The organism is Actinomadura sp. WMMB 499 (genome assembly GCF_008824145.1).
Classification (GTDB): domain Bacteria; phylum Actinomycetota; class Actinomycetes; order Streptosporangiales; family Streptosporangiaceae; genus Spirillospora.
In genome coordinates, this window is the sequence record NZ_CP044407.1 from 6,567,212 (window position 1) to 6,592,918 (window position 25,707).

Annotated in this window: 18 protein-coding genes and 1 pseudogene; 10 read left to right on the forward strand and 9 right to left on the reverse strand. The window is 73.8% G+C overall.

Annotation, left to right across the window (positions count from 1 at the left end; all coding sequences use genetic code 11):
- Positions 1-119 precede the first annotated feature (119 nt).
- From F7P10_RS29870 to F7P10_RS29910, 9 genes and pseudogenes are all read left to right on the forward strand, one after another.
- Positions 120-1,100: a ribose-phosphate diphosphokinase gene (locus tag F7P10_RS29870; protein WP_151014341.1), complete on the forward strand. Its 981-nt coding sequence runs from the start codon at positions 120-122 to the stop codon at positions 1,098-1,100.
- A 302-nt stretch (positions 1,101-1,402) separates the two neighbouring features.
- Positions 1,403-2,032 (forward strand): 50S ribosomal protein L25/general stress protein Ctc, encoded by a 630-nt coding sequence (locus F7P10_RS29875; RefSeq protein ID WP_151014343.1) that lies wholly within the window; start codon positions 1,403-1,405, stop codon positions 2,030-2,032.
- A gap of 136 nt (positions 2,033-2,168) precedes the next feature.
- A complete protein-coding gene (pth, locus tag F7P10_RS29880) occupies positions 2,169-2,759 on the forward strand; it encodes an aminoacyl-tRNA hydrolase (RefSeq protein WP_151014345.1) in 591 nt (196 codons plus the stop codon).
- Positions 2,760-2,894: 135 nt separating this feature from the next.
- Positions 2,895-4,370 (forward strand): sugar transferase, encoded by a 1,476-nt coding sequence (locus tag F7P10_RS29885; RefSeq protein ID WP_151014347.1) that lies wholly within the window; start codon positions 2,895-2,897, stop codon positions 4,368-4,370.
- Positions 4,371-4,461: 91 nt separating this feature from the next.
- Positions 4,462-5,442 (forward strand): inositol monophosphatase family protein, encoded by a 981-nt coding sequence (locus tag F7P10_RS29890; protein WP_151014348.1) that lies wholly within the window; start codon positions 4,462-4,464, stop codon positions 5,440-5,442.
- Between the two features lie 135 nt (positions 5,443-5,577).
- Positions 5,578-6,496, forward strand: a pseudogene (cysD, locus tag F7P10_RS29895) (sulfate adenylyltransferase subunit CysD).
- A gap of 62 nt (positions 6,497-6,558) precedes the next feature.
- Complete coding sequence (locus F7P10_RS29900; RefSeq protein WP_151018373.1) at positions 6,559-7,821, forward strand: sulfate adenylyltransferase subunit 1; 1,263 nt, start codon at positions 6,559-6,561, stop codon at positions 7,819-7,821.
- 122 nt (positions 7,822-7,943) lie between these two features.
- On the forward strand, positions 7,944-8,852 hold the full coding sequence (locus F7P10_RS29905) for a glycosyltransferase family 2 protein (protein ID WP_151014350.1): 909 nt from the start codon (positions 7,944-7,946) through the stop codon (positions 8,850-8,852).
- Positions 8,853-8,992: 140 nt separating this feature from the next.
- A complete protein-coding gene (locus F7P10_RS29910; protein WP_254716090.1) occupies positions 8,993-9,940 on the forward strand; it encodes a sulfotransferase in 948 nt (315 codons plus the stop codon).
- An 847-nt stretch (positions 9,941-10,787) separates the two neighbouring features.
- On the opposite strand, the gene F7P10_RS29915 is transcribed toward F7P10_RS29910, so the two are convergent.
- The 9 genes from F7P10_RS29915 to F7P10_RS29950 all read right to left on the reverse strand — a co-directional run bounded on the left by F7P10_RS29915 (position 10,788) and on the right by F7P10_RS29950 (position 22,289).
- Positions 10,788-11,999, reverse strand: a complete 1,212-nt coding sequence (locus F7P10_RS29915) for a glycosyl hydrolase (RefSeq protein WP_151014352.1) — start codon at positions 11,997-11,999, stop codon at positions 10,788-10,790.
- Positions 11,996-13,315 (reverse strand): RCC1 domain-containing protein, encoded by a 1,320-nt coding sequence (locus F7P10_RS29920; protein WP_151014354.1) that lies wholly within the window; start codon positions 13,313-13,315, stop codon positions 11,996-11,998. The genes F7P10_RS29915 and F7P10_RS29920 overlap by 4 nt, the downstream gene beginning before the upstream one ends.
- Complete coding sequence (locus F7P10_RS44730; protein WP_254716091.1) at positions 13,312-14,169, reverse strand: lipopolysaccharide biosynthesis protein; 858 nt, start codon at positions 14,167-14,169, stop codon at positions 13,312-13,314. Before F7P10_RS44730 ends, F7P10_RS29920 begins: the two co-directional genes overlap by 4 nt.
- Positions 14,130-15,026 carry a lipopolysaccharide biosynthesis protein gene (locus F7P10_RS44735; RefSeq protein WP_254716092.1) on the reverse strand — a complete coding sequence of 299 codons (897 nt, stop codon included), beginning with the start codon at positions 15,024-15,026 and terminating at the stop codon, positions 14,130-14,132. Before F7P10_RS44735 ends, F7P10_RS44730 begins: the two co-directional genes overlap by 40 nt.
- Before the next feature lie 8 nt (positions 15,027-15,034).
- A complete protein-coding gene (locus F7P10_RS29930) occupies positions 15,035-17,257 on the reverse strand; it encodes a Wzz/FepE/Etk N-terminal domain-containing protein (RefSeq protein ID WP_151014355.1) in 2,223 nt (740 codons plus the stop codon).
- Positions 17,258-17,345: 88 nt separating this feature from the next.
- Entirely contained in the window at positions 17,346-18,767 is a 1,422-nt protein-coding gene (locus tag F7P10_RS29935; RefSeq protein WP_151014357.1) for a hypothetical protein, read from the reverse strand.
- Positions 18,764-19,642, reverse strand: coding sequence for a sulfotransferase (locus tag F7P10_RS29940; RefSeq protein WP_176611711.1), 879 nt, complete (start codon positions 19,640-19,642; stop codon positions 18,764-18,766). The genes F7P10_RS29935 and F7P10_RS29940 overlap by 4 nt, the downstream gene beginning before the upstream one ends.
- Complete coding sequence (locus F7P10_RS29945) at positions 19,639-20,841, reverse strand: phosphotransferase (protein ID WP_151014359.1); 1,203 nt, start codon at positions 20,839-20,841, stop codon at positions 19,639-19,641. The genes F7P10_RS29940 and F7P10_RS29945 overlap by 4 nt, the downstream gene beginning before the upstream one ends.
- Positions 20,838-22,289, reverse strand: coding sequence for a hypothetical protein (locus F7P10_RS29950; RefSeq protein ID WP_254716093.1), 1,452 nt, complete (start codon positions 22,287-22,289; stop codon positions 20,838-20,840). The genes F7P10_RS29945 and F7P10_RS29950 overlap by 4 nt, the downstream gene beginning before the upstream one ends.
- A 311-nt stretch (positions 22,290-22,600) precedes the next feature.
- Here F7P10_RS29950 and F7P10_RS29955 point away from each other — a divergent pair, with 311 nt between their 5' ends.
- A complete protein-coding gene (locus tag F7P10_RS29955) occupies positions 22,601-25,369 on the forward strand; it encodes a PKD domain-containing protein (protein ID WP_254716094.1) in 2,769 nt (922 codons plus the stop codon).
- The last annotated feature ends 338 nt before the right edge of the window (positions 25,370-25,707 follow it).

Below are 25,707 nucleotides of genomic sequence, written 5' to 3' on the forward strand. Positions count from 1 at the left end.
CGGACAGCGGCGTCCCCCGCGAACAACAGACGACCCGTGCGCGCGGACTCATGCATGCGCGGGGAGTGGGGACAACAACCCACGTGGAGCACAGTTCATTGAGGGGGAGTCGTTCAAACGTGAGTGGGATCAAAGCGAGCGGTCAGAAGAAGCTGATGCTCTTCTCCGGCCGAGCCCACCCGGACCTGGCCAAGGAAGTAGCCGACCACCTCCACGTCGAGCTGACGCCGACGTCCGCGTACGATTTCGCGAACGGTGAGACGTTCGTGCGCTTCCTGGAGTCGGTGCGCGGTTCCGACGCCTTCGTGATCCAGAGCCACACCGCTCCCATCAACCAGTGGATCATGGAGCAGCTGATCATGGTGGACGCGCTGAAGCGCGCGTCGGCCAAGCGGATCACGGTGGTGGCGCCGTTCTTCGGGTATGCGCGGCAGGACAAGAAGCACCGTGGCCGGGAGCCGATCTCGGCGCGGCTGATGGCCGACCTGTTCAGCACCGCCGGCGCGGACCGGCTGATCACGGTGGATCTGCACACCGCGCAGATCCAGGGGTACTTCGACTGCCCGGTCGACCATCTGTTCGCGCTGGACCTGCTGGCCCGGCACTTCGAGAGCCGGCTGGACCTGTCGAAGGTGACGGTGGTGGCGCCGGACGCGGGCCGCGTGCGGGTGACGGAGCGGTGGAGCGACCGGCTGGGCGGTGTCCCGATGGCGATCATCCACAAGAAGCGCGACCCGGACGTGGCGAACGAGGTCAAGGTGTTCGACGTCGTCGGTGAGGTCGAGGGCCGCACCTGCGTCGTGGTGGACGACATGATCGACACCGGCGGGACGATCGTGAAGGCGGCGGACGCGCTGTTCGAGAACGGCGCGACGCGGGTGGTCGTGGCGGCGACGCACGGCGTGCTGTCCGGGCCGGCGGTGGACCGTTTGAAGAATTCGCGGATCTCCGAGGTGGTGCTGACGAACACGCTGCCGATTCCGGAGGACAAGCAGTTCGACAAGCTGACGGTGCTGTCGATCGCGCCGCTGGTCGCGCGGGCGATCAACGAGGTGTTCAGCGACGGTTCGGTGACCAGCCTGTTCGGCGGGCACAGCTGACGGCCGGCTGATCGTTCCGGGACGCGCCCGGTCCGCCGGACGGCGGCCCGGGCGTGCCCGTTTCCGGCGTGCGCGTGTCCCCCGGATGGATCGCGCGTTACGGGGATCGGCTAGACTTGCTGAATCCCGCGTATGCCTTTGGGTCGTTCAGTGCGGTGCCGGTTCGGTCCCGTGCTCCCCTGGGGGAACGCAAAGAATCTTCGAGGCGCCTGACGCATCGAGCATCGCCTGATTCGCTCATGTCCGTAGCGGACGTCCGATGGCGGACGGCCGTGGATCGCAACAAACGAGGAGTTTTCGCCGTGTCCGAGGTACGCATTGCCGCCGAGCCGCGCACCGAGTTCGGTAAGGGTGCCGCGCGGCGCACCCGCCGGGCCGGCAAGGTGCCCGCCGTCCTCTACGGTCACGGCACCGACCCGACGCACATCTCGCTGCCGGGTCACGAGCTGATGATGGCGCTGAAGACGCCGAACGCGCTGCTGGCCATCGAGGGGCTGGACGGCGGGAAGCGGCTGGCCCTGCCGAAGGACGTGCAGCGCGACCCGATCAAGGGGTTCCTGGAGCACGTCGACCTGCTGATCGTGAAGCGCGGCGAGAAGGTCGTCGTGGACCTGCCGGTGAACGTGACCGGTGACGTCATCGCGGGCGGCGTCGTGTCGCAGCAGGTCGTCGAGGTGCAGATCGAGGTCGACCCGACGCGCATCCCGGAGTCGGTGGAGCTGGACGTCACCGGCCTGGAGGTCGACACGCAGGTGCTGGCGAAGGACCTGAAGCTCCCGGCGGGCACGACGCTGATCGCCGACGAGGAGATGCTGATCGTCCAGATCAACGACGCGACCGTGTCGGCGGGCGAGACGCCGGAGGAGACCGAGGCCGCGCCGGAGGGCGAGGGCCCGGCCACGGACGTGGACACCCCCGAAGCGAGCGAGTGACGTTCCGGGCGTCGGTGCCGGCGCCCGGCTGACCGGTTCCGGCCGTCGTGGCCGTGTCGAGCCGTGTGACGGCCCCCGTCGGTGTGCGCACCGGCGGGGGCCGCGGTCTGTGCAGGGGTTCGGGTGAGGAGTTCGGGTGAGCGCGGACGTGTGGCTGGTGGTGGGCCTGGGCAATCCGGGGCCGAAGTACGCGGGTAACCGGCACAACGCCGGGTTCATGGTGCTGGACGTGCTGGCGGAGCGGCTCGGGGGGACGTTCAAGGCGCACCGGTCGAAGCTGTTCGGGGCGCGGTCGGACGTGCTGGAGGGGCGGTTCGGCGGGGCGCGGGCGGTGCTGGCGAAGCCGCGGTCGTTCATGAACGAGTCGGGCGGCCCGGTGAAGGGGCTGGCGGATTTCTACAAGGTGCCGGTGGAGCGGGTGGTGGTGGTCCACGACGAGCTGGACATCCCGTTCGGGGCGGTGCGGCTGAAGAAGGGCGGCGGCGACAACGGCCACAACGGGCTGCGGTCGGTGACGCGGTCGCTGGGGGACCGGGAGTACCTGCGGGTGCGGTTCGGGGTGGGGCGCCCGCCGGGGCGGATGGACGCGGCGGCGTTCGTCCTGAAGGACTTCTCGGCGGCGGAGCGGCGCGACCTGGGGGTCGAGGTGGAGCGGGCGGCGGACGCGGTGGAGACGTTGCTCGGAGACGGCCTCGCGGCGGCGCAGAACGCCTATCATTCGGGTTGATCTCGGGCCGCGCACGCGAGGTTCGGCGTACTTTCCGGGAGTTTCGAGAATCAGGTGAACCCCGGTGGGCTGCCAGGCGTCCCTGAGGTGGATCGAAGTTTTCGGGGCGCGCGTTACAAAGGTTGGTGAAGGCGTATGGCCGTCGTTGACAAGGTTCCGGCCGAGTCATCGATCCGCCAAGAGGAAAAGTACTCGCCGCCTCAGGACTGGAGCGCGCGGTACCGGAGGATCGCGGGGTTCCTGGACTTCTGCAGCATGCTGGCGGCGGGCGTCAGCGCGTTCCTGCTGCGGTTCCCGGGGGTCCCGAAGGAGTGGCACACGCCGTACATGGTGCTGACGGTGGCGCTGCCGCTGGTGTGGGTGCCGGTGCTGATGCTGTGCCGGGCGTACCAGCCCCGCTACATCGGGGTGGGGTACGAGGAGTTCCACCGGGTGCTGCGGGCGGGGTTCGTCTTCATGGCGGGCATCGCGATCATCGCGTACGCGTCGAAGACGGACGTGGCGCGCGGCTACGTGGTGATGGCGATGCCGCTGGGGACGCTGCTGGCGGTGCTGGCCCGGTACCGGCTGCGCAAGTGGCTGCACCGGAAGCGGTGGCACGGGCAGTACATGCGGCGCGTGGTCGCGGTGGGGCACCGCACGTCGGTGGAGGACCTGATCCGGCTGCTGCGGCAGAAGCGGTACCACGGCATGGACATCGCGGCGGTGTGCCTGCCCCCGGCGCTGGTGACCGGGGACGACGCGGTCGCCGAGGTGGAGGGCGTCCCGGTGCTGGGCGACTTCGGGCAGACGGCGGCGGTCGCGGACCGGGTCGGCGCGGACTCGGTGGCGGTGCTGGCGTGCCCGGAGCTGGACGGGACGGCGCTGCGGCGGCTCGCGTGGCAGATCGAGCGCAACGACGTGGAGCTGGTGGTGGCGCCGGCGCTGATGGACGTGGCGGGTCCGCGGATCTCGATCCGTCCGGTGTCGGGGCTGCCGCTGCTGCACGTGGAGCATCCGGAGCTGGACGGTGGCCGGAAGGTGCTGAAGGGCCTGTTCGACCGGACGATGGCGCTGGGCGGGCTGCTGGCGCTGAGCCCGCTGCTGCTGGCGGTCGCGGTGCTGATCAGGCTGACCAGCGCGGGGCCGGTGCTGTTCCGGCAGGTCCGGGTGGGGCGCGGCGGCCGGGAGTTCACGGTCCTGAAGTTCCGGACGATGGTGCAGGACGCGGAGGCCCGCAAGGCGGAGCTGCTGGCGGGCAACGACGGCGACGGCGTGCTGTTCAAGATGCGGGCGGATCCGCGGATCACCCGGGTGGGGCGGTGGCTGCGCCGGTACTCGCTGGACGAGCTGCCGCAGCTGATCAACGTGGTGCGGGGCGACATGTCGCTGGTGGGGCCGCGCCCGCCGCTGCCGGAGGAGGTCGCGCAGTACGGCGGTGACGTGTACCGGCGGCTGGTGGTGAAGCCGGGCCTGACGGGGCTGTGGCAGGTGAGCGGGCGGTCCGATCTGACGTGGGAGGAGTCGGTCCGGCTGGACCTGCGGTACGTGGACAACTGGACCCTGGTGCTGGACCTGCAGATCATCTGGAAGACCTGGTCGGCGGTGTTCCGGGGGTCGGGCGCGTACTAGCGGGTAGTGGCCGCCCCGAGGGGGCGCCGGGCCGGGCGGCCGTGAGATTGTAGACCGGGCAGACCAGTCGAGTCGGGAATGTGGTCGAGGGATGACGGATCAAGCGGCGGCGGACGATCACGCGCTGGCGGCGGAGCTGGCCGCGGCGGCGGGGCGCCTGCTGCTGGGCGTGCGGGACGAGATGGGGTTCGCCGACGCGCGGGCCCTGAAGGACACCGGCGACCTGCGGGCGCACGAGTACCTGATGGGGGCGCTGGCGGAGCGGCGTCCCGGTGACGCGATCCTGTCCGAAGAGGGACGTTCGTCGGTGGCGGGCAAGCGCGCGCGGGGCGCCGGCCCCGGCGCGGCGGACCGCGCGCCGACCGCGAACACCGCGACCGCCGAGCGGCAGACGGCCGACCGGGTGTGGATCGTGGACCCGCTGGACGGCACCCGGGAGTTCTCCGAGGAGGGCCGCCGGGACTGGGCGGTGCACGTGGCGCTGTGGGTGCGGGACGGCTCCCCGGCGGGGCGGCTCGCGGCGGGCGCGGTGGCGCTTCCCGCGCAGGGCGTGACGCTGCGCACGGACGCGACGGGCGGTGCGCTGCTCGTCCGGGAGGAGCCGGGCGTGCCGGACGCGGTGACGGGCGGTGCCGCCATCGCCGGGGCGGGGTCGATCGTGGCCCGCCGTGGCCTGCCGCGCGAGGGTCCGCTGCACGTCCCGGGCCCGGACTCGGGCAAGCTGCGGGTCGCGGTGAGCCGGACGCGCCCGCCCGAGTTCGTCCGCCGCCTGGCGGACGTGATCGAGCCGGACGTGGAGCTGGTGCCGATCGGTTCGGCGGGGGCGAAGATCTCCGCGGTGCTGCTCGGCGAGGTGGACGCCTACGTGCACGCGGGCGGCCAGTACGAGTGGGATTCGGCGGCTCCGGCGGCGGTGGCGCTGGCCGCGGGCGCGCACGCGTCCCGGGTCGACGGGGCGGTTCTCGCCTACAACCGTGAGGACCCCAAGTTGCCGGATATCGTGGTGTGTCATCCCGTGTCGGCGTCGACGCTGCTGACCGGCATCCGGGACGTGGGCGACGCACTGCCGTAGTGACACCAGCGTGTGACACCGCGGGAGCGGCGCGGGAGTGATCCCGCTTCGCGGTCGTCGCCCGAGCCGGTGGACGGGTCCGCCCGTCGCGTGCCACCGGAGTACCTGCCAGTTCGTGGAGAGAAGCCCCAGATCATGCAGCGTGGCGATTATCTGCTGTCGCAGTTGGACGTCCTAGAGTCGGAGTCGATTCACATCTTCCGGGAGGTGGCGGCCGAGTTCGAGAAGCCGGTGCTGCTGTTCTCGGGCGGCAAGGACAGCATCGTGATGCTGCGCCTGGCGGAGAAGGCGTTCTGGCCCGCGCCGATCCCGTTCCCGGTCATGCACGTCGACACCGGGCACAACTTCCCCGAGGTGATCGAGTTCCGCGACCGGCGGGTCGGTGAGACCGGGGTCCGCCTCGTGGTCGCGTCGGTGCAGGAGTCGATCGACAAGGGCCGGGTCGTGGAGGAGAAGGGGCCGCCGCGCGTCCCGGAACCGGCTGCAGACGGTGACGCTGCTGGACGCGATCGAGGAGCACGGGTTCGACGCGGCGTTCGGCGGCGCCCGGCGCGACGAGGAGAAGGCCCGCGCCAAGGAGCGGGTGGTGTCGTTCCGCGACGAGTTCGGCCAGTGGGACCCGAAGAACCAGCGCCCGGAGCTGTGGAACCTGTTCAACACGCGGATCACGCGCGGCGAGCACGTCCGGGTGTTCCCCCTGTCGAACTGGACGGAGCTCGACATCTGGGACTACGTGCGCCGCGAGGAGCTGGAGCTCCCGTCGATCTACTTCGCGCACACCCGGCGGGTGTTCGAGCGGGACGGGCTGCTGCTGGACGCGCAGACCGGGTACGCCAACCGCGGCGACGACGAGCCGGAGTTCGACGCGACGGTCCGGTACCGGACGGTCGGGGACGCGTCGTGCACGGGCGCGGTGAAGTCGGCGGCCGAGTCCCTCGACGAGGTGATCGAGGAGATCGCGGCGACGCGGATCACCGAGCGGGGGCAGACCCGCGCGGACGACCGGACGAGCGAGGCGGCCATGGAAGACCGCAAGAAGGAGGGCTACTTCTAATGGCCACCGCTTCATCAGAGAGCCCGCTGACGCCGGAGCAGGCGCAGGCCGCCGGGAAGCCGATGGACATCCTGCGGTTCGCCACCGCCGGGAGCGTCGACGACGGCAAGTCCACGCTGATCGGCCGGCTGCTGTTCGACTCCAAGTCGATCTTCGAGGACCAGCTCGAGTCCGTCGAGAAGACCAGCGCGGACCGCGGCGAGGAGTACACGAACCTGGCGCTGCTGACCGACGGCCTGCGGGCCGAGCGGGAGCAGGGCATCACGATCGACGTGGCGTACCGGTACTTCGCGACGCCGCGCCGCAAGTTCATCATCGCCGACACCCCCGGGCACATCCAGTACACCCGGAACATGGTGACGGGCGCGTCCACGTCCGACCTGGCGATCATCCTGGTGGACGCCCGCAAGGGCATCCTGGAGCAGTCGCGGCGGCACGCGTTCCTCGCGACGCTGCTGCAGGTGCCGCACCTGGTGGTGGCGGTCAACAAGATGGACCTGGTCGACTACGACCGGGCCACCTACGAGCGGATCGTCGACGAGTTCACGGCGTTCGCCTCCAAGCTCGACGTCACCGACCTGACGTTCGTGCCCATCTCGGCTCTGCACGGCGACAACGTCGTGGAGCGCAGCGTCAACATGCCCTGGTACGAGGGGTCGTCGCTGCTGCACACGCTGGAGCACGTCCACATCGCGTCCGACCGCAACCTGATCGACGTGCGGTTCCCGGTGCAGTACGTGATCCGCCCGCACGCCTCCACCGACCCGGAGCTGCACGACTACCGGGGCTACGCGGGCCAGGTCGCGGGCGGCGTCCTCAAGCCGGGCGACGAGGTGGTGCACCTGCCGTCCGGGCTCACCACGACGATCACGCGGATCGACGGGCCGCGCGGCCCGGTCGAGGAGGCGTACGCGCCGATGTCGGTGACGCTGCGGCTGGCCGACGACATCGACATCTCCCGCGGCGACATGATCGCCCGGCCGAACAACCGGCCGGAGGTCGCGCAGGACATCGACGCGATGGTCTGCTGGATGACCCCGGACCGCACCCTCACCCCCCGGTCCAAGCTGGTCGTCAAGCACACCACCCGCACCGCGAAGGCCATGGTCAAGGACCTGCACTACCGGCTGGACGTCAACACCCTGCACCGCGACGACCAGGCGGACGGCCTCACGCTGAACGAGATCGGCCGGATCAGCATGCGGGTGACGCAGCCGCTGTTCGTGGACGACTACGCCCGCAACCGGCTCACCGGCGGGTTCATCCTCGTCGACGAGGCCACGAACAACACCGTCGGCGCCGGAATGATCATCGGCACCCGCTGATCATCCGCTGATCACCCGCCGGCGGACGCCGGCACACCGTGCCGGCGCGTGACCGGACGGCGCCCGTCCGGTCACGCGCCCGGCGCGGATCCCCCGACAACTCAAGCCAAGGCAGGTCGACGATGCCCCCATCCGTCGGAGTGGTGCTTCCCACGCACAACCGGCCGGAGCTGCTGCGCCGCGCGCTGGAGTCGGTGCTCGTGCAGGACTACGACGGGGAGCTGCGCGCCGTCGTCGTGTTCGACCGGGCCGAACCGGACGGGAGCCTCGCGGGCGACCGCGTCGAGGTGATCGCCAACACGCGCGAGCCGGGCCTGGCGGGCGCCCGCAACAGCGGCATCCTGCACCTGGACACCGACCTCGTCGCGTTCTGCGACGACGACGACCAGTGGCTGCCGGGCAAGCTCGCCGCGCAGGTCGCGGCGCTGGAGGCCGCGCGGAAGGACGACCCGGACGCGGTGCTGTGCAGCTCCGGCATCCTCGTCGACTTCGACGGCCGGGAACTGCCCCGGCTCGCCGGGACCGACCGCGTCACCTACGACGCCCTCATCCGGGACCGGATGATGAGCGTGCACTCGTCCACCTACGTGGCGTTCCGCGAGCCGCTGGTCGAGATCGGCATGGTGGACGAGTCGATCCCCGGCAGCCAGGGCGAGGACTGGGACCTCGCCCTGCGCGCCGCGCGCCGCGCGCCGGTCGTGAACGTCGACGTCCCCTACGTCCGGGTGCTGTGGGGGCTGACGTCGTACTACGCGCAGGCGTGGGAGACGAAGGTCGCGGCGCTCGAGTGGTTCCTGGCGCGGTACCCGGAGATCGGCGAGGTGCCGGGCGCGGCCGGACGGGTGTACGGGCAGCTCGCGTTCGGGTGCGCCACCGTGGGGCGGCGCAAGGACGCGCTGCGCTGGTCGGCGCGCGCGCTGAAGGCCAACCCGGCGGAGCGGCGGATCCCGTTCGCGCTCGCCGTCGCGTCCGGCGCGGTGTCGGGCAAGCGGGTGCTGCTGGCGCTGCACGCGCGCGGACGGGGGATATGACCGGCCCCTCGGTGCGCAGGGGAGATGCGCAGGGGAGAACTGCGTGATTCGGGTCCGGCGGGTCCGGGTGAACTGTACGGTGATGGGCACGTCGCGGGCTTTCCGGCGGCGGTGCGGGCTTTCGGTGAGGTGGGATGACAGTGGACGCCCCGGTTCGGGTGCTGTTCATCGGGGCCCTCGGGCGCAGCGGGACCACGCTGATCGAGCGTCTCCTCGGTGAGCTGCCCGGCACCGCGTCGCTCGGCGAGGTGGTGCACCTCTGGGAGCGCGGCGCCGGTGCGGGCGAGAAGTGCGGGTGCGGGGTGCCGTTCCCGGAGTGCCCGTTCTGGGGGAAGGTCGGCGAGCTGGCGTTCGGCGGCTGGGACTCCTTCGACCTGGCGGAGTTCCGCCGCGCGAAGGATTCCGTGGACCGCACCCGGCACATCCCGGCGCTGTCGCGCGGCGAGCTCCCGGACGATCTGCGCGAGCCGCTCGCGGCGTACGTCCGGTACTACGAGCGGCTGTACGACGCGGTCCGGCAGGTCAGCGGCGCGCGGCTGCTCATCGACTCCAGCAAGCACGCCTCGCTGGCGTTCTGCCTGCGGTCGGCCGCGTCCGCCGGACGGCTCGACCTGCGGGTCGCGCACGTCCTGCGCGACAGCCGGGGCGTGGCGCAGTCCTGGGCCAAGGAGATCCGCCGCCCCGAGGCCACCGAGGCGAGCCCCGAGCAGTACATGGCGCGCTGGTCGCCGCACAAGGTCGCCATGCACTGGAACGCCGCGAACGGGGCGTTCGCGCTGCTGGGGCGCCGCGGCGTCCCGGTGCGGACGGTCCGCTACGAGGAGTTCCTCGCCGACCCGCGCGGCACGCTGCGCGGCATCGCCGAGTTCGCCGGGCTGCCGGTGGCGGACGGCGACCTGGCCTTCCTCGAGGACGACCACGCGACCCTGTCGGCGAACCACACCGCGTCGGGCAACCCGATGCGCTTCACGACCGGCCGCGTCGAGCTGCGCCGCGACGACGCGTGGCGGGAGCGGATGCCGCCGGCGCGGCGCCGCGCCGTCACCGCCCTGACCCTGCCGCTGCTGCGGCACTACGGATATGTCTGACCCATCCCCTCGATCATCCCGATCCCTTCGATCATCCCGTCCATCCCGTCCGTCGCTCGGTCCCTACCGCCGAGCCGCTGCGAGGAGCCGTCCCGTGCGCGTACGACCGCCCGCAGGCCGCCGCCTGTCCCTCGTCCTGCCCGCGGCCGCCGCGGCGGCGCTGCTGGCGCCGCCCGCCGCCGCCCACGCCGACCCCGACATGACGCTGGTGGTCGACTCGGTGGCGGAGGCCGGCTACTACGTGGACTCCGGCGCCAAGTACTTCCAGTCGGACGGCGCGCTGGACCTGCTGCGCGACAACAAGGCGCAGCACTCCCCGGTGTTCGTCGCCGTGCTGCCGCAGGGCGGGTCGCCGGACGCCGTCCTGAACGGACTCGTCCAGGGCGTGGGCCGCAAGGGCACCTACGCGGTGATCAGCGGGCAGACGCTGCGGATCAGGTCGACCGCGCTGCCGCAGTCGCAGGTGAAGACGGCCTACGACAAGGCGACCGCGGCGAACGGGTCCCGTCCCGACAAGGCGCTGATCAGCTTCGTGAAGCTGCTCCCGGCGGCGGCCGACCTGCCGCCCGAGGGCCGCGGGCCGAAGATCGAGGAGAAGGCCGCGCAGCCGCCGCTGGCGGAGACGAAGGTCGGCGAGGACAAGGCGCAGGCCAGCGAGCAGGCCGAGGCCGTCCAGAACCGGGCGGCGCAGGAGGCGGCGCCGGACGAGGGCGGGTTCCCCGTCCTGCCCGTCGCGGGCGGTGCCGTGATCGTGCTGCTCGCGGGCGGCGGATTCCTGCTGTGGAAGCGCCGGAGCGCGACCCCGGCCGCCGCGGGTGCGGGTGCGGGTGCGGGCGCTCCCGGCGGCTCAGCCGCCCCCGGTGCCCCCGGTGCCCCCGGTGCCCCCGGCGGACCCGGGGCCGCCCCCGGTGCCGGGCCGGCGCCGGGAGGACCGCAGCAGCAGCCACCCGCCGGCCCCCAGGGCGGCCAGCACCCCGGCGGCCCCCACGGCGGCCAGGACCGGCCCTAGCGCGCCGCCGCCGGCGTCCTCCTCCCGGCAGTTCGGCGGGCAGGGGACGCTCGCGGCGAACACCGGCGCGGCCGCCATCGCCCGCCAGGCGCGCAGCGACGGCTCCGAGCTGCGGTAGTCCCACGCGCAGGTCGGGCCCTCGGGCCGCCCGTGCCGGGCGTCCCAGTGCAGCAGCGCGGTGTACCGGCGGTACTCGGGCCGCTGGAAGAGCGCGGTGGCGTCGGCCAGCCAGCGCGCCTTGCGGCCCGGATCGGCCGGGTCCTCGACCGTGCCGGTCTCGAGGATCATCAGCTCCTTGCCGGGATGCCTGTCCCCGAAGCGGCGGTGCCGCTGGATCAGTTCCGCGAGCGACCGCCAGCCCTCGTCCCGTCCCCGGCACGTGAACCAGTTGTAGGCGTCCACGCCGATCGCGTCGACGTAGCCGTCGCCGGGGTAGTAGCGCGACGCGTCGCGGCCGTACGCGGCGTCCGTCAGCGTCCACACGTGCCGGACGCCGCGCGCGCCCTCCTCCCGGAACGTCGACACCACCCGCCGCCACGCGTCCGCGTACTCGCGCGGCCGTCCCATGCCCGCGGACGCGCTGTTCTCGGGCTCGTGGTTGAAGGTGAACCACACGGTGCCGGGGAGTTCCTTCAGCGCGCGCGCCTGCCGCCGGATCTCTCCGTCGATGTCGCTTCCGGGGGCCGCCGAGGCGATGTCGGCCCAGCGGAGCTTCGAGCCGTCCGGCCGCCGCGCCTTCACCGACACGAAGAAGACGTGCGAGCGCGCCCGCGACCGGACGAAGTCGTCCACGACCGGCTCGCCCCAGCGCCGGAACACGCGGACGGCCGCGAGCGGGCGGCCGGTCTCCTCCTCGCGCTCGGCGAGGTCGGCCGCGCCGTGGGCGGTGACGCCGAGCAGCATCGGCTCGCGCCCCGCCGCGGCGGCGGGGGAGGGGGACGCCGCCGCGGCGGGCCCGGCGACCGGCACGGCGGTCGCGGCGCAGAGCGCGGCGGACGCCAGCAGCGCCCCGAGCCGCCGCCCGGGACGCCGCCCGGGGGCGCGGTTCACGGGGTGTCTCGCGGCTGCATGAGCACCAGGAGGTGGCTGCCGCCCGCGGCGGCGGACAGGAACGCCCCGGCGCGGGCGCCCTGCGCGAGGATGATCGGCCCGGGCCGGGCGCGCGGCAGGCGGCTGCCCGCGCCGAGCTGCCCCTTCCCGGCGGCGCCCCAGGTGAGCGCGCTGCCGCCGGCGAGCAGCGCCACCCCGAACCCCTCCCCGGCCACCACGCCGGTGACACCGCGCAGCTTCGGCGTGTAAGAGCCCTTCACGGGGACGGGACGCGCCGACGGTTCGGTGCCGCCGGTGCCGAGCTGCCCGTTGCCGTTCGAGCCCCACGCCACCATCGTCCCGTCCTCCAGCAGCGCGTAGTTGTGCTTGCCGCCCGCGGCGACCGCGGTGGCGTCCCGCAGCGGCGCGGCGCCGGACGTGCCGGCGACGGGGGCGGGCGTCCAGCGTCCCCGGACGGTGCCGTCGCCGAGCTGCCCCGCGTCGTTCTTGCCCCAGGACAGGACGCGCCCGTCCCGCAGCCGCGCGATCGCGTGCTTGCTCCCGGCGGCGAGCTCGGCGACCCCGGTCAGCTCGCCCTGCCCGCCCTCGCCGCCGACGGGCGCGGGCAGGGCGCGGGCCTTCACCCCGGCGGTGCCGAGGATCCCGGCGAGGTTGCCGCCCCACGCCAGGACGCGGCCGTCCTCCAGCGCGACGAGGCACGCCCGGTCGCCCGCCGCGATCGCGGTGACGCCGGTGAGCGGCCCTTCACCGGACGGGGCGTGCACGGTCGTCGGGTACGCCGGGGCGGAGGTGTCGCCGGTGCCGCGCTGGCCGCTGCTGCTCGCGCCCCACGTCACGACCTGCCCGCTCGCCAGCAGCGCGACCGACAGGTTGCCCGCGGCCGCGATGCGGGTGACGCCGCCCAGTTGGCCCGTCCGCCCGTCCGGGGCGTGCACCGGGACGGGGACGGACCGGGGCTTGCTCGTGCCGTCGCCGAGCTGCCCGTTGCTGTTGGAGCCCCAGGCGAGGACGCGCCCGTCCACCAGCAGGGCGAGCGAGTGCCGCTCCCCGGCGGCGAGGGCCTTCACGCCGGTCAGCGTGCCCCGGCCGCCGGGACCCCGGACGGGGCCGAGCGCGACGTCGAACCCGTCGGCCTTGCGGCCGAGCTGGCCGAAGCTGTCGTGGCCGACGCTCCACACCTCCCCGGCCGTCGGCGCGGACGGGGAGGCGCGCGGGGCGTCGGCGCTCCCCGGGACGCCGCCGCAGGCCGCGGTCAGGGTGAGGCACAGCGCACCGGCCGCGGCCGGTGCCGCGGCCTTCCGGACGGCGGACCTCACCGAGGCCGGTCGGGCAGCGTGCGGTCGGGCGGGAGCTCGCGGAGATCACGGCCCCCGAAATCGGGCACCGTGCGGTCCGGCGGGGCGCCCTCCGGGAAGGCGGGCGTTCGTTCATCCATGGGCGGGACGGTCCGTTCTGCGGGGGTGGACGGTGCGGCGGGGCTCCGGCCGGCGCCACGGCGCCGCAGCAGAGCCTTGAACGCGGTGAGCGACAGCCGTTCCCGGCCCGTCCAGAGCAGTACCGCGTACGCGGCGGCCCCCAGTGCGACTCCCAGCGCCAGCGCCGGGACGCCCGTGCCCAGTGCCGCCTGGACGAGCACGGGGAGCATACCGAAGCAGATGACGGCATAAGTGATGGAACGCCACAATCCGGCACCTGTGGGAGAGATGCCCAGAATGCGGCGGATCTGCAGGAGCGGCAGCACGTTGCGCGTGCCGAGCGCGGCGGCCCGCGCGGCGGCCGCCCCCGGCACCCCGAACAGCGGGATGAGCACCACGTTCAGGACCATGTTCACCGCCAGCGCGGCGGCGTTGTTGCCGAGGCTGAGCCCGCTGCGCCCGGCCATCAGCAGGACGACGTCCGCGGGCCCGACCGCCGTCGCCAGCAGCATCGTCAGCGCCAGGACGATCGTGGTGCTCTGCCCCTCGTCGGCGTACTCGGGGCTGAAGACCATCAGGAACACGTGCGCCCCGGCCGCGAGCGTCAGGTACAGCGGCCACGTGACCGCGACCGTCCAGGTCGTTCCGACCGCCATCACCCGCTGCGCGCCCGCGACGTCCTTCATCGCCATGTGCCGGCTCACCGCGGGCTGCATCACCTGCTGCAGCGACTGCGCGGCGAGCTGCCCGAACACGATGAACCGGGTCGCCGCCGTGTAGATCGCGGCGTCCCGGGGGAGGCCAGTGCGGCGATGAGCACGATGTCCGAGCGCTGCAGGGCGGTCTGGCAGATCTGCGCCAGCGAGCGCGGCGCGGTGAACCGCCAGAACGGCCCCGCGAGCTCGCGGACGGGCGCGGGCGTCCCGCCGCGCCCCGCGCGGCGCGCGAGGCCCCGGTACAGCACGGCCGAGATGAGCACGCCGGGCACGTAGGGCAGGCTCCACCCCAGTGCCAGGACGGCCGCGTCCCCGTCCACCGCGTAGGCGACCAGCACCCCGCCGACCTGCGCCACCTGCCGGAAGATCTTGTCGACCAGCACGGTGGGCCGCATCGAGCCGTGCCCGCGCGTCGCGGCCAGCAGCGCCTCCTGCGCCGCCGCCGCCGGGAGGAACAGGCCGAGGACGCGCAGCATCGACGCCGCCTCGCCGGGCGCGTCCCCGTGCACCAGCTCCGCGAACCACGGCGCCGTCAGCACCATGACCAGCCCGGCGAGGCAGGCCGTCGCCAGGACCGGGACGAGCGCGATCGGCACCGTCCGGCGGGCGTTGGTCCGCTCGCCGAGCGCCAGGTGGTGCGGCAGCCAGCGCAGCAGGCCCGCGTCGCTGCCGAGGCCCGACACCGCGTTCAGGATGAGGAACAGCGACGTCGCCGCGAAGAACGCGCCCGCCAGCGCCTGGTCGTAGGTCCGCACGACCGCGACGATCAGCACGAACCCCATGAGCCCGGCGCACATCGCCCCGGCCAGGTTCAGGGCGCCGCCGCGCGCGAGCTTGCCGAGGTCGGGGTTCGCACCGCCCGGCGCGCCGGGGGTGCCGGATGATGCGGTCGTCATGTGCCCATCTAGATGCCGAAGTCGTCCCGGGTGCGGTTCGCGGGGCTGTCCTCCTCGGGGCCCCCGGCGACCGACTTGTCCTCGGGGTCGGGCGTTTCACGCCCCGCGAGCCGGTCGGAACCGAAGTGCTGCGACGCGCCGCGCGTCCCGTGCCGTCCGCCGCCGCCGCTGCGCCCGGCGGGCGGGCGCCGGTCGGCGGGCTTGTCGCCGCGGCGGTGCCCGGACGTCCCGTTCGCCGGGGGCGGCGACTTCGCCAGCCCGCTCGCGACCGGGGCGCCCTGCGCCGGGCCGCTCTGCGCGGGACCGCCCTGCGACGAGCCGCCCGAGGATCGGCCGCCCTGGGACGAACCGCCCTGCGAGGAACCGCCCGAGGACCGGCCCTGGGACGAGCCGCCCTGGGACGAGCCGCCCTGCGAGGGGCCGCCTGAGGACCGGCCGCCCGGCGGCGGGCTCTTCGGCGGGCCGCTCTTGCCGGGGCCCGCGGGCAGCGCGGGCAGCGTCACCGTCGTGTTGGTGTCGGACTCGTCCAGGGGCGGGCGTCCGCCGCCGCGCGGCGGACCGGCCCGGCGGGCCCCGCGCGCCCGGCTCTCGCCGCGCCCGTCGCCACGTCCGTCCCGTCCGTCCCCGCGCCCGTCGCCCGGCTCGCCCTGCCTGCCCCACTCGCCGGGAGGCCCGGAGCGGCGGCGGTCCGCGGCGCGCCCGCCGGGCTGCTGCTGCGCGGGCGCCGGACGCGGCGGGGCGGAGTGCCGGACGGGACGCTGCGCGGCGCCCGAAGCCGACTCGATGACGACGCCCAGGACCGTCGAGCCCGCGTGCACGACCTCCGCGTAGGCCTGCTGCAGGTCCTCGCGGGTGGTCGCGCCGTCCTGCACGACGAGGACGACCGTGTCCACGAGCGTGCACAGCGCCTGGGTGTCGGCGTCGTGCACGTCGGGGGCGTTCACCAGTACGAAGTCGGCGCGGTCGCGCAGGGTGTCGACGGCGTCGCGCATCCGCGGGCCGCTGAACCGGTGCGCGGCGGCCGCCGGGTTCGTGCCGCGCGTCAGCAGCCGCAGCTGGGAGTCCGCGTGGATCAGCAGCGCCGCCGGGTCGGTCCCCTTGAGCAGGATCTCCGCCAGGCCCTTGCCGGGCGGCAGCCCGAACGACGCCGCCGGGTCGGGCTCGTCGGCCGTCGCGTCCACCAGGATCGTGTCGGACCCCGCGTACGCGAGCGCGACCGCCAGGTTCGTCCCGGTGGAGGTGGTGGTCGCGGGCGTCGCGGACGCGACCAGCATCGTGAGCGGAGTCGCCTGGATGTTCGCGACGATCCCCGACCGCAGCCGCCGGTACGCGTCGCCCGCCGGGGTGCGCGCCCCGTCCGCCAGCGCCAGCTCGCCGCCGGTGCCGGGCGGCACGATGCTCAGCACCCGCAGCCCCAGCGCCTCGACCTGCTCGGCGGTGCGCAGCCGCCGGTCGAGCCGCTCGCGGGTCAGCACCAGCGCCAGCCCGAGCAGGGCGCCCGCGACCAGGCCGCCCGCGCCGAAGATCCCGATCCGCTTGGTGCCCGCGCCGCCCTTCGCCGACGCCGGGTTGATCACCTGGCCGGGTTCGACGGGCGTGCTGCTGACGTCGTTCTTCTGCTCGTCGATCACGCCGAGCTGGTTGGCGTAGGCGGTGATGCGCTGGCCGAGCAGGGTGCGCTGGGTGCCGGAGGCGCCCGCGAGCTGCTGGTTGGCCTGCGCCATGTTCTCCTGGACCTTGGTGGCCTGCTCGTCCAGCTTCTTCAGCTTGCCGTTGATGACGGCCTGCGCGCGCTGCTGCCGGTACTTCAGGTACGCCTCGGCGAACGCGCGCGCGCCCGTCTCGGCGGAGTCGCCGCTGTCGGAGTTGTAGACGATGTTCAAGATCTGGGTGTTGGGCGGGACGACCGTCGACACGCTCGCCCGGAGCGCGGAGACGTCCTGGCCCTTCAGCTTCTGCTGGACGAGCTCGGCGACCGCGTCGGTCTGCACGAGCTGCGCCTCGGTCTCCAGGTTGATCAGGTCGTCGCCGCGCCCCTCCGGGGAGTAGGGGTTGCCCTCCAGTGGAGACACCAGCACCGACGCGGTCGCCGAGTACTGGGCGGGGAGCAGGATGCCCGCGCCGACGCCGGCCACCGTGCCCGCGACCACGAGGGCGATGAGCAGGCGCATGCGGCGCCGGAGCATCGCGACCAGCTGGCCGCGTGCCTCCGCCGAGTGCTCAACCGCCACATCGATTCCCTTCGCTCGACTCGCTCGTCCTGAGCCGGGTCGTCAACGCCATGACTTTATCTTCCGTTCACGTTTCCATGGTGCCGTCTCAGCGCCCGGCCGGCTCGGCCAGGATCAGCCCCCGCGCGGGGACGGCCGACTCGGCCAGCGCCGAGATCCCGTGCGCGACCTCGACGTCGATCGTCGTCTCCCGCTCGGCGACCACGACGCTGAGATCGGCGAACGTCGCGAGCGTCAAGGTGTCCACGCTGTCCAGTTCGGGCCCCGTGACGATCACGATCTCCGCCTCCGCGAGCGCCCGTGACACGGCCTCCCGCAGGCTCCGGTCGCCGTCGGTGATCCGCACCGTCCGGCGCGTGCAGTTCGCCGTCTCCGGGAACGCCCGCGACGTCCGCACGTCGCCGTCCGTCCCGTCCTGGCGCAGCACGAGCAGCATGGTGCTCGCCCCGCCGTTCGCGCACAGCCGGGCCAGCTCCCGCGCCACCGGCAGCGCCGATCCGGCGGGCGCCCCGGCCAGCAGGACGCATCGGGCGTCCTCGTCGAACACCAGGTTGCGCAGCCGCCGGCACGTCCCGTCCCGGTCGGCCGCTTCGGGCGAGGTGCTGCCGAACACCGGGATGTCGGTGCGCAGGACCACGCCCTCCTCGTCGCGGACCCGGCGCGGCCGCCGGTCCCGCAGCAGCGCGATGGCCAGCGCGAGGGTCAGCCCGGCCGACGCGCCCGTCGACAGCGCGACGTCCCGGCGCCGGTTCTCCGTGCGCTGCGGCACGTTCGCGTACCGGATGATCTCGCCGCTGTCGAGGTCCTGGCCGTCCAGCGCCGCCAGCTCGCCGCGGACCTCCTTCAGCTGCTTCTGCACCGCCTGCCGCCGGGTCCGCGTCGTCAGCTGCGACTGCGAGGCGTTCTCGTCCGGGAACGCCTCGAGCTGCTCCTCCAGCACCGCCTCGCGCCGGCCGAGGGACTCGCGGTTGCGCTGCCGGACACCGCCCAGGATCTGGTGCCGCAGGTTCAGGTAGGACTCGCCGACGATCGCGGCGCCGTCGCGCGCCAGCTCCGGCGTCGCCGCCTCCACCCCGATCTCCAGGACCCGCGTGTTCGGCGGCACCGTGATGGAGATGCGGTCGCGCAGCGTCTCGATCGGCAGCTCGAACCCCGGCACCGTCGCCAGCCGCTCGAGGACCTCGTCGGACCGGACGAGCTGCGCCTCGGTGTCGACCGTGGACGGCCGGGGGTCGCGCACGTCCTCCGCCTCGTCGCCCGGCCCCTGCAACTGCCCGATGTGCAGCGGTATGCGCGGTGCCAGCACGTTCACCGTCGAGACGTAGCTGTTCGGCGCCAGCACCGCGATGAGCAGCCCGGTGCCCCCGAGCAGGACGGGCAGCACGCAGAACACCGCCAGGTGCCGGCGGGCGAACCGCGCGTACCGGGTCAGCGGGACCGCGTCCGGATCGCGGACGAGCGGTTCCCGGGGCCCGCGGTTCGGCCGGGCACGCCCGCGGCGCGGTCTCATCGCCGCCAGGGCGGCACCTCGCCCAGCAGGTCCGCCAGCCGCTCGTCGTAGGGCCTGAAGTGCTCGTCCAGCCGCGCGCGCAGCGCGTCCGGCATCGGGGACCGCAGCCGCGCGTTGGTCTGCTCGAACCCGGCCGGATGGACGCGCGGCAGATCGAGCCGGTCGAGGATCCGGTCGTACACGGGTTCGGGCGTCGCGAAGAAGTCCTCCGCGAAGACCACGATGACCCGGTCACGGCCGAACAGCTCGAACAGCACCTCGATCTGGTCGACGTACTGGCTGCGGTCCAGGTACGCGTGGTGCCGGTGCGCGTGGCTGAGGTAGGCCGGGTCGGCCTCGATCTTCTCGACCTCGCCCTTCAGCCGCTCCGGCTCCAGCTCCAGCGCCCGCTCGAACTCCTCGGTCTCGAAGCCGCGCATCAGCTCGTGCCGGTGCGCCGAGTACGCCCGCTCCACGGGGTCGCGCAGCGTCGCGAGCAGCTTCACCCCCGGCAGGTCCGCCGCGATCCGCCGCGGCGCCGCCGGATGGTGCATGTAGTAGCCGGCGGACTCGAAGGCGATCGGCTCGACGCCGTCCAGTCCCGCCGCCTCCAGCCGCTTGCGGGCGGCGGCGCGGCGCGGGAAGTGGCCCTGGTACCAGGCCATGCCCCGCCGGTACTCGACGTCGAAGTAGTGGACGCCCTTGTGGAAGTTCGGCTGGACGAGCGCGGGATGCTCGGCGAGCGCCCGGAACAGCGACGTCGTCCCGCCGCGCTGGGTGCCGACCATGAGCAGTCCCGGCAGCAGCCGCGCGTCGGCGGTGAGCCGGCCGACCGTGCGGGTCGCGCCGCGCCCGGCCTCCTTGAGCCACTGGGGTGCGTCGCGGCGGGAGATCACGAGAGTCCTCCGGAGGGCTGGGCGGTGTGCGCGGCGAGCAGGTCGAGCAGGCCGTCGGCCTGGGCGCGGACCGCCTCGCCGCGCGGACCGGCGCCGCCGCGCTGGTAGCGGCAGCACAGCGCCAGCAGGTAGAGGTCGAGGACGGCCTCGGCCGCCGCCGCGGGCAGCCCCAGCGGGGCGAGCACGTCCGGGGCGTCGCCCGGACGCCGCTCGTACGGGGACGGGCCGGGGCGCCGCGTCCGCTCCTGCAGACGGTAGTGCACGAGGTCGAACCCGAGGGGGACGCGCCGCTCGAACCGCTCCCAGTCCCACAGCCGCAGGACGCCCCGGTGCCACGCCATGTTCCACGGCGTCCAGTCGCCGTGCCAGGCCCCGAAGTCCAGGTCGAGCGCGCCGTGCCGGGCCTCGATCTCCTTGGTGACGGCGGTGAGCCGGGCGGCGCGGGCGGGGTCGCCGAGCGCGGCGGGGGTGGCGCGGATCGACTCCCAGAACGCGGTCTCCGCGAGCCGCTCGCGGGCGAGGCCGTCCAGCCCGGCCAGCGCGCGCATCGCCTCGACGGGCGCCTCCGCGCGCGGGCGGCGTCCCCGCGCGCTCGTCGGCAGCGGCGACAGCACGAGCAGCGTCATCCCGTTCCATTCGCCGTGGTGCAGGACGCGCGGGACGTCGACGCCCGGCAGCGGCCCGCGCTCCGCGAGGTGCCCGAGCGCGGCGGCCTCGTCCGCGATGAGCGCCCGCGTCGCCGCGTTGTCGCCGACCTTGACGAACGCGGCGGCCCGCCCCTTCGGCGTCAGCGCGTGCAGGATCGGCTTGCGGTTCGCGCGGGCCGCCGGACCGAGCCCGATGACCGTGACGACGTCCCGGCCGAGGATCTCGCCGAGCCGGTCCTCGACGGACGGGCCGCCGCCGCGCACGGTGATCCGGTCGCGCAGCGTCCGTCCGGGCAGCCCGGTGCGGGCCGCGGCCGCGCCCGCCGCGCGGGCGGCGCGCTGCTTGGCCGTGAGGTCGTGGCTGTAGCGGCGCAGCGCGGCCGCCGCGACGCCCGGACGTCCGGCCGGCAGCAGCAGGCGCGGCGCCGAGGCGTTCGGCAGGAAGCACAGCTCGCGGTCGGCCGGCCCGGATCCGCCGCCGGGGAAGGCGACCTCCGCCCCCGGCCACAGATCGGCGACGGTCTCCACCCAGGGACCCGCGGCGTCGCTCACGAGATCGCCTCGCGCTTCGCCGCGCGCTTGTCCCGTTCGGCGCGCCACATCAGCGCGACCGCGATCATCACCGTGTACAGCGGTACCTCCACGATGTCGTAGACGAAGAGGAAGAGTCCGGACGCCACGAGCACGCAGCACCCGGCGAGCGAGTAGGCCGTGCGGTCGCGCCAGTGCCGGCCGAAACGCCTCAGGAAGAATGCCAGGAAGGCCAGGGTGCCGCCGATCCCGTGCGCGAAGATCAGCAGCCACAGGTGCCCCTGGGTGCCGAGCGGCGGCACCGCGCACGCGTCGCAGCCGGGCCGCGACCCGCCGCCCACCGAGTTGAAGTTGCCCTGCACGTCGCGGGTCGAGCCGAACCCGACGAGCGGGGAGCCGGTCACCGTGGCCTGCACCGTCTCCACCGCGAGCTGGACGCGCCGGTTGTTGCTGTGCGGGTTGCTCAGCCGGTCGCCGATCATGCCGGGCAGCGGCGAGAACGCGACGACGACGGCGCCGACCGCCAGCACCGCGCCGGCCCGCGTCGCCATCTTCCAGCCGCCCGCGATCACGATGGACAGCGCGGCGTACCCGGCGATCAGCGCGAGCGCCAGCCACAGGCCCCGGTTCAGCGAGTACACGACCGGCCACAGCGAGACGACGAAGATCGTGATCCCGGCGATGCGCTTCGTCCCGCGCGCCCGCGCGACCCAGGTGATCAGGAAGAACGGCAGGAACAGCGCGTACGCGGCGCCCCAGGTGTTGGCGTAGGCGAACGGCGCCATCGGGCGCGCCTGCTCGTAGCCGAGGATCGACTCCACCTCGGCCGTCTTCGGGTGGACGATGTCCTCGATGAACGCGTTGGACGCCAGCGAGTTCGGCAGCACCATCTCCACCGGCGACGTCAGCTGCAGGTTCGGCATCAGCAGCCCGATCATCCCGCCGAACGTCGTCACGATGAACATGACCCCGAGCAGGTTCCCGATCCGGCCGGTGGGGAGCTCGCGCTCGCTCGTGTTGCCGATGTACAGCAGGACGATCGTGCAGGCCAGGTACCACGCGTACCGCCAGGCGAACACCAGCAGCCGCCCGGCGCCGCCGCTCTGCTGCGTGCCCGGGACCTCCGCCCACAGCGTCGCCGCGCCGAACAGCACCCAGGCCAGGAACAGCAGCCACGCGCCGAACCCGCGCGGGGTGACGATCCGGTCGCGGCGCCGCCACAGGTACAGCCCCATCGGCACCGCCATGATCATGAAGATCAGCGCCCCGAGTCCCAGCACCCACCACAGCGGGAACAGCAGGAAGATCGCGGTCAGCGGCCAGCCGGGCCGCAGCCGGACGAGCGGCGCGTTCGCGCGCGGGCCGGGCAGCCGGGGGAGGTCGGGCGGCGGCTCGTCCGGGACGCGCACCCCGCCGCGGCGCCCCGGGGAGGGGCCGGGGGAGGAGCGTCTCGTCACCGTGCCGGCCACGTGTCCTCCCTACCCAGACGAAGTACTGGATCCTAACGCCCGTGCGGCGATGCCCAGGATGCCCGCATGATGCACGACCTGTGCCGTCCCGCGTGGCCACCTTCGGGCAACCGTGCGAAATGTGGGGGATTGCCGGGAGGCTCGGGAGGTGCAGGCGGTAGATTTACCCGGCTCGATGCCTGCGCGGCAAGCCCGCGCGGCAGAGCGAGTCGGGGGATGTCGTGGATGTCGTGGGTCCGGCAGGACGGTTGAGGAGAACACGCGTGCGCTGGAGAAGTCTGTGCACCAGGAGACTATGCGCCCTGGCCACGGTGACGGTGCTGGCCGCCGCCGGAGTCGGCGTCGCCGGGAGCGGGACGGCCGCCGCGGCCCCCGCCGGATCGCTGGTCAGTGAGAATCCGGTCGATTTCACACCGCAGGTCCAGAACGGCTCGGTCAAGTCGATCGTCCAGGTCGGCGACACCATCTACCTGGGCGGCTCGTTCACCCAGGTGAAGGAGGCGGGCGCGAACAAGCCGGTCGTGAACCGCGCGCGCCTGCTGGCCTTCGACGCCACCACCGGCCACCTCGACACGACCTTCGACCCGGTCGTCGACGCGGGCGAGGTGAGCGCCATTCTGCCGTCGCCGGACGGCGAGAGCCTCTACATCGGCGGCAGCTTCGACGCGGTCGACGGCCAGAGCCACCGCAAGCTCGCCCGGATCGACGCCGCCACCGGCGCGCCGGTCGCCGCGTTCCAGCCGGACGTCACCGGCAGGGTGCGCGACCTGCGCATGGTCGGCGGGCGGCTCTACGCCGCGGGGCACTTCACCCACGTGAGCGGCACCGCGCGGCCCGCGCTCGCCACCCTGAACCCGACCACCGGCGCCCGCGACCCGTTCTACGACCTGCCGGTCACCGGCACGCAGAACGGCGGCTACACCGCGATCATCAAGATGGACGTCACGCCGGACGGCTCCCGCCTCGTCGGCGTCGGCAACTTCACGTCCGTCGGCGGCCAGTCCCGCCCGCAGATCTTCATGCTCGACCTGACCGGCGCGCAGGCGACCCTCGCGAACTGGCAGACGGCCCGGTACGCCGACGAGTGCTCCCCCTCGTTCGACACCTACATGCGCGACGTCGACTTCGCCCCGGACGGCTCGTTCTTCGTCGTCACCACCACCGGCGGCCACCGCGGCTCCACCCGGATGTGCGACACGCACGCCCGCTGGGAGAACGTCGCCAACGGCGCCGGCAAGCAGCCCACCTGGACGAACTGGACGGGCGGCGACACCTCCTACGCCGTCGAGGTCACCGACGACGCCGTGTACGTCGGCGGCCACTTCCGCTGGGCCAACAACCCGTTCGCGGCCGACAAGGCCGGCCAGGGCGCGGTGGCGCGCGAGGGCATCGCCGCGCTCGACCCGCTCACCGGCCTCCCGTTCACCTGGAACCCCGGCCGCGCCCGGGGCGTCGGCGTCTTCGACATCCTCGCCACCGGCCAGGGCGTGTGGATCGGCAGCGACACCGACATGGCGGGCGGCGAGCTGCACCAGAAGGTCGCGATGTTCCCCGCCGCCGGCGGCACCCCACTGCCGGTGCTGGACGCCGGCGAGCTGCCCGGCGAGGTCTACTACGCGGGCGGCGTCGGCGCCGGCGCGCAGAACTACCTCAAGCACCGCTCGTTCGACGGCGCCACCGCCGGCCCCGAGCAGACCGGCTCCACCGCGGGCGTCGACTGGCGCTCCGCGCGCGGCGCGTTCATGCTCAGCGGCCGCCTGTACTACGGCGGGTCCGACGGCGGCTTCTACTCCCGGACGTTCGACGGCACCTCCCTCGGCACGCAGACCCCGATCGACACCGCCGACCAGCTCGTCCCGATGAGCACCTGGCACTCGCAGGTCAGCGCGATCCAGGGCATGTTCTACTCGGACGGCAAGGTCTACTACACGCGGGGCGACGCGGCCCTGCGCTACCGGCACTTCACGCCGGAGAGCGGCGTCGTCGGCGCGATCGAGTACACCGCGACGAACAACATCGCCGGGGTCGACTGGCGGACGGTCGGCGGCATGTTCCAATCCGGGAACAAGCTGTACTACGTCGACAACAACGACGGGAACCTGCGGGCGCTCACGTTCACCGCGGGCGTGCCGAGCGGCGCGCCCGTCCTCGTGGACGACGGCGACTGGCGCGGACGCACCGTGTTCCTGCACGCCGCCGAGCCCAACGACGCGCCCACCGCCGCGTTCACCCGGACCTGCACCGGCCTCGAGTGCGCCTTCGACGGCTCCGCGTCCACGGACGCCGACGGCACCGTCGAGTCCCTCGCGTGGGACTTCGGCGACGGCGAGACCGGCACCGGCGTCACCCCCGAGCACACCTACGCCGAGCCCGGGGAGTACACGGTCGAGCTGACCGTCACCGACAACCGGGGCGGCACCGGCACCGCCGAGCAGACCGTGACGGTCGGCGAGGACCAGGTGCCCGTCGCGTTCCGCGGCACCGCGGGCTCCAACGAGAACACCACGAGCGCGACGGTCACCGTGCCGCCCGGCGTCCAGGCCGGCGACGCGATGCTGCTGTTCGCGACGATGAACACCGACTCGTCCGACATCACCCCGCCCGCCGGGTGGACCGAGGTCGGCACGCAGACCAACGGCAACTCGCGCTCGACCCTGTGGCAGAAGGTCGCGGCGGCGGGCGACGCGGGCGCGACCGTCACCGTGGGCCTCGCCGACTACGCGAAGGTGAGCCTGCGGCTCGCCGCGTACGCCGGCACCGCCGCCTCGCCCGTCACGGCGTCGGCGAAGGCGACCGACAACGCCGCCGAGCACGGCGCGCCGCAGGTCGCGGTCGCCGAGCCCGGCAGCTGGGTCGTGTCCTACTGGTCCGACAAGTCGTCGACGACGACGGCCTGGACGCCGCCGTCGTCCGGCGAGCAGCGCGCGGTGAGCATCGGCACCGGCGGCGGCCGCGTCACGTCCCTGCTCGCCGACAGCGGCGGCGCCGTCGCCACCGGCGACCACGGCCCCGTCACCGCGTCGACGAACGCGTCGAGCCGCGGCCTGATGTGGTCGGTCGTCCTGAGGCCCGCCGCCTGACCCGGACGGAACGCGAGCGGCCCGCCGGAACCTCGACCGAGGTTTCCGGCGGGCCGTTCCCGTTCGCCCACCGGTCCCGGGGCCGTCGGGTCCCCGCCGCATTTCGCGGCCCGCAGCTCGCGGCCCGCAGGCCCCGCCGTCGGACCGGGGAAGCGGGCGGTTCGGCAGGTCGGCTCAGCGGCCGGGGCAGCGGGTCGGTTCAGCGGGTTGCGCCTGCGGGCCGGGCCTGCGAAGCCCGCCGCGTCGGACCGGGGCAGGAGATAGGGGCAGTGGGCTGGCTCAGCGGGCCGGGCGGCCTGTGGACCTGGCCTGCGGGCCCTGCCGTGGGGGCGGGGCCG